At 66.2% G+C, this 12,112-nt stretch carries 9 protein-coding genes and 1 pseudogene; 5 read left to right on the forward strand and 5 right to left on the reverse strand.

From position 1 onward, the window contains the following. Position 1: 1 nt before the first annotated feature. The gene (locus ACFSCW_RS02530; protein WP_380886560.1) at positions 2-1,309 is read right to left on the reverse strand and encodes an amidase family protein; all 1,308 of its coding nucleotides are present in this window, start codon (positions 1,307-1,309) and stop codon (positions 2-4) included. After that, complete coding sequence (locus tag ACFSCW_RS02535; protein WP_380886562.1) at positions 1,303-2,535, reverse strand: serine hydrolase domain-containing protein; 1,233 nt, start codon at positions 2,533-2,535, stop codon at positions 1,303-1,305. The genes ACFSCW_RS02530 and ACFSCW_RS02535 overlap by 7 nt, the downstream gene beginning before the upstream one ends. A 116-nt stretch (positions 2,536-2,651) precedes the next feature. Here ACFSCW_RS02535 and ACFSCW_RS02540 point away from each other — a divergent pair, with 116 nt between their 5' ends. Then, entirely contained in the window at positions 2,652-4,367 is a 1,716-nt protein-coding gene (locus tag ACFSCW_RS02540) for a class I adenylate-forming enzyme family protein (protein WP_380886564.1), read from the forward strand. A gap of 3 nt (positions 4,368-4,370) precedes the next feature. On the opposite strand, the gene ACFSCW_RS02545 is transcribed toward ACFSCW_RS02540, so the two are convergent. Then, positions 4,371-5,288 carry an ABC transporter ATP-binding protein gene (locus ACFSCW_RS02545; protein ID WP_380886566.1) on the reverse strand — a complete coding sequence of 306 codons (918 nt, stop codon included), beginning with the start codon at positions 5,286-5,288 and terminating at the stop codon, positions 4,371-4,373. Positions 5,289-5,349: 61 nt separating this feature from the next. Between ACFSCW_RS02545 and ACFSCW_RS02550 the strand changes: the two genes are divergently transcribed. Together ACFSCW_RS02550 and tldD are read left to right on the forward strand one after the other, a co-directional pair. After that, positions 5,350-5,553: a zinc-finger domain-containing protein gene (locus ACFSCW_RS02550; RefSeq protein WP_380886568.1), complete on the forward strand. Its 204-nt coding sequence runs from the start codon at positions 5,350-5,352 to the stop codon at positions 5,551-5,553. Between the two features lie 16 nt (positions 5,554-5,569). After that, entirely contained in the window at positions 5,570-7,000 is a 1,431-nt protein-coding gene (gene tldD, locus ACFSCW_RS02555; protein ID WP_380886570.1) for a metalloprotease TldD, read from the forward strand. 17 nt (positions 7,001-7,017) lie between these two features. Here tldD and ACFSCW_RS02560 read toward each other — a convergent pair whose 3' ends face one another. After that, positions 7,018-7,512 (reverse strand): hypothetical protein, encoded by a 495-nt coding sequence (locus ACFSCW_RS02560; protein ID WP_380886572.1) that lies wholly within the window; start codon positions 7,510-7,512, stop codon positions 7,018-7,020. Positions 7,513-7,649: 137 nt separating this feature from the next. Between ACFSCW_RS02560 and ACFSCW_RS02565 the strand changes: the two are divergent. Continuing rightward, a pseudogene (locus tag ACFSCW_RS02565) lies at positions 7,650-7,925 on the forward strand (metallopeptidase TldD-related protein); the annotation flags it as partial. A 138-nt stretch (positions 7,926-8,063) separates the two neighbouring features. Beyond that, positions 8,064-8,699, forward strand: a complete 636-nt coding sequence (locus tag ACFSCW_RS02570) for a PEPxxWA-CTERM sorting domain-containing protein (RefSeq protein ID WP_380886574.1) — start codon at positions 8,064-8,066, stop codon at positions 8,697-8,699. 51 nt (positions 8,700-8,750) lie between these two features. On the opposite strand, the gene ACFSCW_RS02575 is transcribed toward ACFSCW_RS02570, so the two are convergent. Continuing rightward, the gene (locus tag ACFSCW_RS02575) at positions 8,751-12,092 is read right to left on the reverse strand and encodes a polysaccharide deacetylase family protein (protein ID WP_380886577.1); all 3,342 of its coding nucleotides are present in this window, start codon (positions 12,090-12,092) and stop codon (positions 8,751-8,753) included. Between the last annotated feature and the right edge of the window lie 20 nt (positions 12,093-12,112).

Raw genomic sequence — 12,112 nt, forward strand, 5'->3', positions numbered from 1 at the left:
TTCAGCTCCAGACGAGGTCGTGCGCCGCGCGCGCGGCGGCGATAGCGGTGTGGTCGCGGTAACGGTCGGCGATCACCTGCACCCCGATCGGCAGGCCGTCCGCGCCTTTGCCGACCGGCACGCTGGTCGCCGGCAGCATCGGGAAGGTGGCGAGGCCGGGCCAGGCGAATTGCGTGGCGAAATGCGTGTCCTCTCCGTCGATAAGCAACCGACGGTCGGCGAGAGGCGTGTCGTCGTGCGGGAAAGCGGTGGTCGCGAAATTGTGCGCGATCACGGCGTCGAACTGTTCGAACAGCGCCTGCCACTGTCGCAGGTTACGCGCCTGGGCGTCGCCGAGCTCGAACCATTCGGCAAGCGTCGGCACCGGGCGGCCGCCCATCGCCGCGCCGCGCGACATGGCGATGTTCAGCATGTGCATGTAATTGCGGTGCTGGCGCGACAGGTCGGGGAGCAGGTCGCTGCCATGCTCGACTTTGGCGCCTGCGTTCGCGAAGGCATCGCCGACTTTCGTCAGCGCACCCCGCACTTCCGACGAAATCTTCGCTTCCGGATGATCCGCAAGGATCAGGACGCGCCATTCGTCAGGCCCGCGCTTCGGAGCGGGAAGAACCGGATGATCGGCGAGCAGCTCCAGCGCCGCTGCAAGGTCGTCGGGCTCGCGCGCCAGCGGCCCGCAGACGCCGAGCGCCACCCGCGCGCCGTCGGTGCCGGGGAAATGATGTCCGGTCGAGGACAGCAGGTCGTAGGTCGGCTTATGGCCCCAGACCCCGTTGAAGGCGGCAGGCGTGCGGATCGAGCCGCCGATGTCGGAGCCCAGTTCCAGCGGCACCATCCCGCTGGCCAGCGCGACGGCGGAGCCGCCCGACGATCCCCCTGCCGATCGGCTCTGATCGTGTGAGTTGAGCGTCCGGCCATAGATCGGGTTGTTCGATTGCAGGTCCGCCAGGCCAACGGGCACGTTGGTCTTGCCGAGAATGACCGCGCCGGCGCGCTTCAGCCGCTGGACGAGCACGGCATCGCGCTTCGGCATGAAGTCGCGATGCTCGACGAAGCCCCAGCTGGTCGGCAGGCCGACGACGTCGTAGCTTTCCTTGACCGTCATCGGCACGCCGAGCAGTGGCGCATCCTTTGGCGCCGCGCCGGCATCGATCGCCCGCGCCTGCTCGCGGGCCCGGTCGAAATCCTTGACCACCACCGCATTGAGCGACGGGTTGAGCTCCTCGATCCGCGCGATCGCCGCTTCGGCCTGTTCGAGCGCGCTGGTCTGGCCCGCGCGCACCGTCGCGGCGGTTTGAAGCGCGCTCAACATGCCCGGCTTTCCGTGATCGCCGAATAGATCATCGTCTTCAGTTCGCGGCGGACGGGATAAGTGTTGGAGGGGCTGAGCTGGGTCATGAAAATGAAGATCAGCCGTTCGACCGGATCGATGTGGAAGGCTGTCGAGAACATGCCGCCCCAATAGAATTCGCCGACCGAGCCCGGCACCAGCGTCGGCGCGACGTTGATCGTCACCGCGAAGCCGAGCCCGAAGCCGACGCCCGCATTGGTCGCCTCGCTGAACAGCGAGCGCGACATGGAGGCGAGGTCCGCGCCGCCCGGCAGATGATTGGTCGTCATCAGCGCGATCGTCTTCGGTCCAAGGATGCGGACGCCGTCCAGTTCACCCTTGTTCATCAGCATTGTGCAGAAACGGTGATAGTCGGCCGCAGTCGAGACCAGTCCGCCGCCGCCGGAGAATTGCGTCGGGGCTTTCGACCAGGCGCTCGCCTCGCCCCGATCGTACATCACTGTGCCCTTTTCCGGGTGCATGGTGTAGCAATCGGCGAGGCGGTCGGTCTTGCTGCCTGGCACTTGGAAGAAAGTGTCCTCCATGCCGAGCGGCGCGAAGATGCGCTCGCGCAACACCTGGTCGAGCCCCTTGCCCTCGATGCGCTGCACGATCAGGCCGAGAATGTCGGTCGCGACCGAGTAATTCCACGCTTCGCCGGGCGAGAATTCGAGCGGTATGCCGGCGAGCGTCTTCACAACGCTGTCGAGGTCGTGCTGGCCGTACCAGTCCTCGATCTTAGTGGCGCGATAGGCGGCATCGATGTTGCCGCGATTCTGGAAGCTGTAGGTGAGGCCGGCGGTGTGGCGGAGCAGGTCCACCATCCGCATTGGCGCGGCGGTCGGTTTGCTCATGAACGGCGCCGAGCCGCCGCCGCCGTCATAGACGCCAAGGCCCTTCCATTCGGGAATGATCCGATGGACGGGATCGTCGAGCGCGACTTTGCCTTCCTCGACAAGCTGCATGAACGCGACCGAAGTGACCGGCTTGGTCATCGAGGCGATGCGGAACAGCGTGTCGTTCTGCACGGCGCGGCCGTCGCGCATCTCGCCGAAGTTCGCGAAATGCACAGGCTGGCCCTCGCGGCTGACGAGAAGTTGCATGCCCTTGAACCGGCCGGGCTTCAGATAGCGTTCCTCGAGAAAACGATCGATCCGCTGCAGCCGTCCGGCGTCCATGCCAAGCGTGGCGGGATCGACGGTCTGCATGGGGCTCGCTCTCCTTGTTTTCGAGGGCCGGCTTATCGCCTTGAGGTATCCCCAAATCAACAATATCCCGCAGAAAAGCGCGGTTTTTGGAAGGCCGCGGGGCAGGAGAGAGACTGATGGCCGACGCGGACGCTACGGCATGGCCGCGCATGTCGTTGAGCGAGGCTCAGGCGCTTTTGTGCGCGCCGGGCCAGCGATTCGAAATGGAGACGGTTTCCGTTCGGGGCGTGCCGACTCGCGCGTGGAAAAATGCGCCGCCGAACCTGCGCGCGCTGGTCGAACTGAGCCGCGCGCATGGCGATCGGCTGGCGACGATTCTGGAAGAGGACCGGGTCAGTTTCGAAGCGCAGTATCGCGCCATCGCGGCGCTGGCGCGGGCGCTGGAAGCGCGCGGGATCGGCAAGGGCGATCGGGTCGCGACCGCGATGCGGAACCTGCCGGAATGGGTGGTGAGCTTCTTCGCGATCACCAGCCTGGGCGCAATCGCAGTGCCGCTGAATGCCTGGTGGACGGGGCCGGAGCTTGAGTACGGTCTGAAGGACTCCGGCGCGACGCTGTTGATCGCCGACGCCCCGCGCTGGGAACGGATCGCGCCGTTCCGCGGCGCCTTACCCGATCTCGAAACCGTCATCGTCGCTCGTGCGGACTCGGCGCCTGAGGGCACCGAAGCGCTGGAAGCGATCATCGGCACGCCGAACGATTGGACGAGCCTGCCTGACGATTCCCTACCCGCCGTGCCGCTCGACACCGACGACGACGCGACGATCTTCTACACCAGTGGCACGACCGGCGCGCCGAAGGGCGCGCTCGGCACGCATCGCAACCTCGTCACCAACATCCTGTCCGGAGGCTACAACGCCGCGCGTTCTTTCTTGCGCCGCGGCGAGGCGCCGCCCGCGCCCGAGCCCAAGGTGTTCCTGACCGTCATCCCGCTGTTCCACGTCACCGCCTGCTCGGCGACGCTGATGGGCGCGATGGCCACCGGCCACACGCTGATCTTCATGCGCAAATGGGATGCGGTGGAGGCAATGGGGATCATCGAGCGCGAGCGGGTGAACATCACCGGCGGCGTGCCCACGATCGCGTGGCAATTGCTCGAACATCCCGATCGCGCGAAGTTCGATCTCTCCAGCCTGGAAGCGATCGCCTATGGCGGCGCGCCCTCCGCGCCCGAGCTGGTGCGGCGCATTCGCGAGGAGTTCGGTGCGCTGCCCGGCAACGGCTGGGGCATGACCGAGACGATGGCGACCGTCACCGGCATTTCCGCCGAGGATTATCTGCACCGCCCCGACAGCGCCGGACCCGCTGTGCCGGTCGCCGATCTGGAAATCCGCGCCGATGACGGTGTGACCGTGCTGCCGGTGGGCACGGTCGGCGAGCTCTGGTCGCGCGGGCCGATGATCGTGCGCGGATACTGGAACAAGCCCGAGGCAACGGCGCAGACCTTTATCGACGGCTGGGTCCGCACCGGCGACCTCGCCCGGCTAGATGACGAAGGCTTCCTGTTCATCGTCGATCGCGCCAAGGACGTTATCATCCGCGGCGGCGAGAACATCTATTCGGCCGAGGTCGAGAACGTCCTCTACGCCCACCCGGCGGTCACCGACGCTGCGCTGATCGGCCTGCCGCACAAGACCTTGGGGGAAGAGCCGGCAGCGGTCGTGCATCTCGCGCCCGGCGAGCGGGCGACCGAAGCCGAGCTTCAGGACTGGGTGCGCGCGCGGCTTGCGCCCTTCAAGGTGCCGGTGCGGATCGCGTTCGTGCCCGAGACCTTGCCGCGCAACGCCAACGGCAAGATCCTGAAGCGCGAGCTGAAAGCGCTGTTCGCCTGACGCTCAGGCGGCGCGGGTCAGCGACAGGAACACGTCCTCCAGGTCCGCTTCCTTGGTGGAAACGTCGACGATGCCGAGTCCGGCTTCGGTGACGGCCGCCAGCACTTCGCCCGCGTTCACCTTGGCTTTGGAATAGGTGATCTGAAGGACGCGGCTGCCTTTCAGCACGATCTTTTCGAAGCAGGCCGCGGCGGGCGGCACGTCGAGGTCGCGGTCGACGGTCACTTCGACCAATTTCTCTTGGGCCTTGTTGACCAGCTCGCGCGTCGGCTCGTTGGCGATCAGCCGGCCGTGATTGATGATCGCGATCCGGTCGCACAGCTCCTCGGCTTCTTCCAGATAGTGGGTGGTAAGCACCACCGTCACGCCCTGCTCGTTCAGCTCGCGCACATAGGCCCAGAGCTGTTGGCGGAGCTCGATGTCGACGCCGGCGGTCGGCTCGTCGAGCACGAGCACGGGCGGCGAGTGAACCATTGCCTTGGCGACCAGCAGCCGCCGCTTCATGCCGCCCGAAAGCGTGCGCGCATAAGCGTCCTTCTTGTCCTCCAGATGGACGGCCCGCAGCAATTCGAGCGACTTCCGTTCCGGCTTCGGCACGCCATAGAGCCCGGCGAACAATTCGAGCGTCTCGAAGGGGGTGAAGAAGGGGTCGAACACGATCTCCTGCGGCACGATGCCGATCGAAGCCTTGGCGTTCCGCGGACGTTCGTCGATGTCGAAGCCCCAGATCGACGCGCTGCCGCTGGTCTTCATCACCATGCCGGACAGGATATTGATCAGTGTCGACTTGCCGGCGCCGTTGGGCCCGAGCAGCCCGAAAATCTGCCCGCGCGGCACGTCGAACGTGACGCCGTCGAGCGCGCGCTTGCCTCCCTTGTACGTCTTGGCGAGCTCGCGGATCGAAATGGCGGCGTCGGTCATGTCTTCGCGTTAGCCGGGAAGGGCTGGAAAGGGCAACGCACCATTGCTAACAGCCCGCACCATGATCCCGCCGCCCGAGACTTTCCGCGTATCTTCCCGCCGTGTCGCCTGTGACGGCTCGGGGCACGGCATCGACCCGGCGCTGGGCCATCCGCGCGTCTATATCGAGATTGACGAGCGCGGGTTCGGCGAATGCGGCTATTGCGACCGGCGCTTCGTGCTCGCGGGCGGCCCGGCGGATGGGCCTTCCCTGGCCGACTACTAGTTCTATATCGGAGGGGATGACTCTCCCCGCCGATCCGCGCGCCTGGCTCTACCGGGCCGATCTCGATCCCGACACCGCCCTGAAACTCACCGCCGACGCGCTGAAAAGCTGCGACGATGGCGAGCTGTATCTTCAGTATCAGACATCGGAGAGCTTCGGCTTCGACGATGGCCGGCTGAAGACGGCCGACTACAACACCACGGCCGGTTTCGGCCTGCGCGGCGTGTCGGGTGAGATGACCGCCTTCGCGCACGCGAACGAGATTAGCGCCGCCGCGATTCGGCGGGCGGCTGGGACGATGCAGTTGCTGGATCCCGCCATGGGCCAGCTCGCGCCGCCGCCGCAACGGAGCAATCGCCACCTCTATACCGCCGACGATCCGCTGGCCTTGGTTCCGTTCGCCGAGAAAGTGGCGCTGTGCCAGACGATCGACGCCGCCGCCCGCGCGCGTGATCCGCGCGTGGCGCAGGTCTCGGTTAGCCTGTCGGGCTCATGGAGCGTGATCGAGATCGTGCGTCCCGATGGCTTCGTCGCGCAGGATATCCGGCCGCTCGTCCGCTTGAACATTTCGATCGTGGTCGAGCAGAACGGCCGGCGCGAGACCGGCTCCTACGGCATGGGCGGTCGGTATCTCTATGGCCGGTTGTTCGAAGACGCCGCGTGGCAGCGGGGCATCGACATCGCGCTCAATCAAGCGCTGGTGAACCTTGAATCCGTCGCGGCGCCCGCCGGCGAAATGACGGTTGTGTGCGGCCCAGGCTGGCCGGGCGTGCTGCTGCACGAAGCGATCGGGCACGGCCTGGAAGGCGATTTCAACCGCAAGGGCACGTCCGCTTTCTCCGGCCGCATCGGCGAGCGTGTTGCCGCACCGGGCGTGACCGTGGTGGACGACGGCTCCATTCTGGACCGCCGCGGTTCGCTCAGCATCGATGACGAGGGCACGCCAACGCGCGAGACCGTGCTGATCGAGGATGGCATCCTGAAAGGCTATATGCAGGACCGGCTGAACGCCCGGCTGATGGGCGTTGCGCCCACCGGCAATGGCCGCCGCCAGTCCTATGCCCATGCGCCGATGCCGCGTATGACGAACACCTTCATGAAGGCCGGCAACGACAATCCCGACGAGATGATCGCGCGTGCCGGCACCGGCATCTACGCCAAGAGCTTCGGCGGCGGGCAGGTCGATATCGTCTCGGGCAAGTTCGTCTTTTCGTGCACCGAGGCCTACCGGATCGAGAACGGCAAGCTCGGCGCCCCGATCAAGGGCGCGACGCTGATCGGCGACGGCCCGACCGTGCTGACCAAGGTGCGCGCGGTCGGCACCGATTTTGCGCTCGACGAAGGCGTCGGCATGTGCGGCAAGGGCGGGCAGAGTGTCCCAGCCGGCGTCGGCCAGCCGAGCCTGCTGATCGAGGGACTGACGGTCGGCGGAACGGCGACCGCCTGACGCGGCTGCCGAGCGGCTTAGTGTTCCAAAGCTGCCCGCGCCGGGCGCAGCACACGCCAGCCGGTGAACAGCACCGCAAGCAGCACCACGGCCTGGGTGGCGAGGACGGCCGGCTCGGCGCCGGTCGGCGCAATGGCTTGGAGCGGCGGGATCTTCTGATAGCTCTGCACCACCAGCACGACCATGTTTAGATATTGGGCCGCGAGCGCCGTCAGCAGGTAGACAGCGCGCAAGCGACCGCCGAGCTTCCGGCCGTAAAGTGCATAGAGTGCCACTGCGAGCAGCAGCAGCGAGACGACGCCGAAGAGGAAGGGCGGCCCGATCGGCTTCGGTGGGAACATGAAGCCGGTGACGCTGGTCAGGATCGTGAAGACCAGGAACAGCGTGTTCACGCCTCCCAGCCAACGGCCGCCGAGCAGGCCTGCGAAGAAGATCACACCCGCGGCGATGCCGATCAGGCTGATACCGGTGTGAAGCGCCGTGAACGCGGCAAGCGAAAGTCCGAGAAGCATGGCTCGTCCCCCGTTGTTCGCCCGATCAGAGGATTGTCTGCGGGCCGCCGCTAGTCCGTTGATGAGCCGTAACGAGGCTAGGTCGCCTTGACCCGTCCGCTGCGTTCCAGCTTGCCCCAGCCGACGCGTGGGCCGCGAATGGCGGCGGCGGGCAGGTGGATATCGTCTCGGGCAAGTTCGTGTTTTCCTGCACCGAGGCCTATCGGATCGAGAACGGCAAGCTCGGTGCGCCGATAAAGGGCGCAACCCTGATCGGCGACGGCCCGACCGTGCTGACCAAAGTCCGCGCGATCGGCACCGACTTTGCGCTCGACGAAGGCGTGGGCATGTGCGGACAGAGCGTGCCGGCCGGCGTGGGCCAGCCTAGCCTGCTGATCGAAGGGCTGACGGTTGGCGGAACCGCGACGGCCTGACATCCGTCCCACTTCGATACACGTAATATATGGCCATATGTGACGCTACGGAAACGTGCTAAATAGCCTATCAGGGTCGTCATATAAGAAATTATATTTCTTGTGCCTGAGGGGGTTATAATGGTCAGACGAGTCGGAATGGCCGCGTTGGCGGCCGCTCTTGCGTCGGCTCCGTTACCTGCAGCCGCCGCCACTTACGCGCCAGTCGGTCCGCAACAGAACGTCGCGCTGGCGACTGTGCTGGGCGGCGGATGGACGCTGTGCTACCAGAAAACGATGAGCGTTGGGCTTGGCGCCAGCGCGCTCGATGAGCTCGCAGCATGCGGCGCGCCGGGCAAAAACGTGATGCTGGCCGGCCGTCAGACCGGCAGCGACACGCTGTTGCTTCTCGCGCAGGCGCCCTATGCGGACGTGACGTTCAACACCGGTGCGGCCGATAACGGCGTCACTCACGCGGCCAACGGCTCCGAATGGTATTATTCGGACAATTGGAGCTGGGGCTATGCCGGAGCCGGCCAGGCGGTTCGCAAATTCGAGTGCGACACCAATGCCGGGCCGCTGCGCATGTGCCTGCACACGCTGGCGAGCGGCGTCGGCGGCTTTCGGATCGGCGACAATACCGGGCTGAACAACAGCGTCGATTTCGAGAAGCTGATCTTCGTCGACAATGGTGGCGGGGGCGTTCCGGAACCGGCGACCTGGGCCATGATGCTAGCGGGCTTCGGCCTGCTCGGCTTCGCCGCACGGCGTCGCATTTCGGTCGCTTACGCCTGATCCAAGGCTTTGCGGGAGGCGTTGCCGGAGTTTCCGGCCACGCCTTCTTGTTTACGCGGCCTTGACCCGTCCGCTCCGTTCCAGCTTGCCCCAGCCGACGCGCGGGCCGCGAATGGCGGCGGCGAGCGCTTTCAGCACGACATAATACATGATCTGCCGGTAGCCGATGCGCTGCGGGATCAGCAGCCACATCAAGCCCCAGCGCTCGCGCGTCGACAGCGCGAAGGCGATCGCCGCGGCGAGCACGTCGATCGCCGTGAAGGCGAGCCAGTAAGCGCCCATCACGACCAGATCGGTGTGGGTCTGTGCCCAGCCATGCGCCTGCACGCGCATCACGGTCGAGATGATGCTGAATATGAGCGCCAAGTCGATGACCGGCGAGATCGCAGCGAAACCGACTTGGAACAGCGCCGCTTGCGGCAATCCGACCAGCGCGAGGCCGCGCGGCTTGCCGGATCGCAGCACCGGGCCGCCATGCTTCCAGAGGCATTGCAACGTGCCATAGGCCCAGCGGAAGCGTTGCTTTGCGAGCGCGCGGAAGCTTTCCGGCGCTTCGGTAAAGGCGACGGCGTCCTGATCGTAGCGGACTTTCCAGCCGGCGCGCTGGATCGCGATGGTCAGGTCCTGATCTTCGGCGAGCGTGTCGGGGGGATAGCCGCCGACCTGGCGCAGCGCCTCGGCGCGCCAGGCGCCGACTGCGCCCGGCACCACGGTCATCGCGTCCAGCCGCGCCAGGGCGCGCCGCTCCAGATTCTGGGCGGTAATATATTCGAGCGCCTGCCAACGCGTGACCAGATTGACGCGGTTGCCGACCTTGGCGTTGCCCGCAACCGCGCCGATCCGCTCGTCCTCGAACCAGCGCACCAGCCGCGCGATCGTCTTTTTCGGGAATTGCGTATCCGCGTCCAGCGCGACGATGAATTCGCCGCCTGCAACGGCGAGGGCCTGGTTCAGCGCCCGTGCCTTGCCGCCATTTTCCAGCCGCAGCAATTTCACGCGCGGTTCGTCGCCGAAAGCGCGTTCGACGATATCCCCGGTGCCGTCCTTCGATCCGTCGTCGATCACGATCACTTCCAGCTTCACCGCGACACTCTGCAGCACGCGGCGCACGGAAGTCTCGATCACCCTCGCCTCGTTGAATGCCGGGATCAGCACCGAGACGAAGCGGTCGGCCTGGATTGCAGGCGCTTCCTCGGTCTGCTCGCGTCGCGCCTGCCAGACGGCGAGGCCGGACAGCATCACCGCGCGCGCGATGCCCAGGGTGATCGCGATCCCGAACAGCCATTTGAGTGTCGTCTGAAGCGCACCCAAGGCAGTGAACAGGTACAGATCGGTGCGCGCCGCCGCCCGCTCCTCGGGTGTGAGCGGCGGCATGACCTGCGCGCGCGTCAGTCCGACCAGTCCGGACACCGGCACGAAACGATAGCCTCGCGCGCGGAGCTGATCGATGATGATCGGCAGCGCCTGCACGGTCTGGTCGCGATTGCCGCCGGCGTCATGGAGCAGCACGATATTGCCGCTGCGGTCTTCGTTCGACGCGAGCACACCCGAGATCGTGCCGTTGACGATCGCCGGCACGCCCGGCCGCTTCCAGTCGCCCGGGTCGACATGCAGGCCGACAGAGAGATAGCCCAGATCCTGCGCGATCTGCACGGGCACGATTTCGTCGGCGGTGGTCGGCTCGGCGTCGCCGAAGAACGGCGCGCGGAACAGGCGGATTGCCCGCCCGGTGAATGCCTGCACCAGCCGCTCGACCGCATTCACTTCGATCCGCGTGACCGTATCGCTGGTCTGGCCGAGATTGGGGTGGGTGTAGGTGTGATTGCCGATCTCGTGCCCCTCGCGCACTTCGCGCTCCAGCAGGTCGCGATAGGTGAGCGCGTTCTCGCCGACGATGAAGAAGGTCGCAGGCACCTGCTTCGCCTTCAGGATGTCGAGGATCTTGGGCGTCCAGTCCGGATCGGGACCGTCATCGAAAGTGAGCGCGACAAGGCCCGGTTTGTATCCGGCGCGCTCGATCGAGAACGGCAGCGGGAGCTGGGTGAACTCCTCGTTCGTCACCAGGCCGTTGCCGGCGATGGTGAGCTTGCGGTGCCCGGCAACCGGCGTCGAGCCGACGCGCAGCACCTCGCCGGTGCCTTCGATGTCCACGTCGGTGCCCGGCGGGATGTTCTCGATCGTGCGGACGTCGGCACCGGCGCGGTGCGAACGGCCGAAAATCTGCCAGACCGACGGGTCTTCGGTTCCCAGCCGCCAGAGCGCCACGGCGCTGACACCTGCCGCGCGCGCCGCCAGCATCTGGTTGTGGAAGGAAGCCGCGTCGAGCATCCACAGCTCGTGCTCCTTGCCGCCTTCCTCGTAGGAGAAAGTGAGATTTCCACTGACCGGATCGAAGCGCGGCATCGTGCCCGAATCGTGCGCGACCAGCATCGCTTCTTCGAGCGAAGGCGTGTCGGCCGGATGCTCGCCCTTGGTCCAGTTATAGGCGTAGGAGCCGATCGCGACGACGACCTTGTCGAGCGGCAGGCCCTTCAGATCGGCGGCAAGCGTCGAGGCGAACCAGGCCTGCGAGGCGATCGGACCCGGATCGCCGTCCGGATCATGCTCGTCATAGGCCATCAGGAACATGCGATCGACCAGCGCCGCATAGACCGGCAGCCGCCACGCCGGATCGCCGACCGGCACGGCCATCGCCATCAACCAGCCATGCGGGGCAAAGCGCGCGTGCACTTCGCGCAGGAAGACCTGGTAGTCGCGCTGGGAGGATGGCGGCAGATTCTCGATGTCGAAAAAGGCGCCGTCGGCCTTGTTGGTCTGCAGGAATTGCTCCAGCCGATCGAGCATCGCCTTACGCGCCAGGGGCGAACGCAGCATCGCCGCCGCGCCTGCCGAGTCCCAATTTCCATTCAGCGCATTCTGCACCATCGGCAGGATCTTCGGCCGATGCACGGCGCGCGACAGGATCTGGCGGCCGGCGCGATCGTCGAACACGGTCCAGTGATGATCCGGCCCGGTGATCGAGACCCAGCCGGGCACGACCCAGTCCAGATCCTCGACATGCCGCTGCAGCGATGCCGCGCTGGAGCTGTCCCAAGGTGCATGGAAAGCGACGGTCAATGCGGTCTGGCGCGCGGGGCGCCCGTTCAACAGCCACTTGCCGCGCCGCACGATCGACCGTTCGAGCCTTCGTGCGCCGCGTTCGATCGCGTTGGGCTGGGTGTCGCCGGCCCGCTCGACCTGGAACGGCAGGGAGGGGGAAGGCGTGGTCGCTATAATGGTCGCAGCAAACAGCGTCCCGGCCAGCAGTACGAGCGCGACGAACGCGATCACCGCCAGCGTAAATTGGCGGCGGCGGCGGCCGGTTGCGTCGTAAAATACGGGGTTAGCGTCCATGGACCTCTCTGACGACGCCG

It is taken from the genome of Sphingomonas tabacisoli (assembly GCF_042678385.1).
Classification (GTDB): domain Bacteria; phylum Pseudomonadota; class Alphaproteobacteria; order Sphingomonadales; family Sphingomonadaceae; genus Sphingomonas_B; species Sphingomonas_B tabacisoli.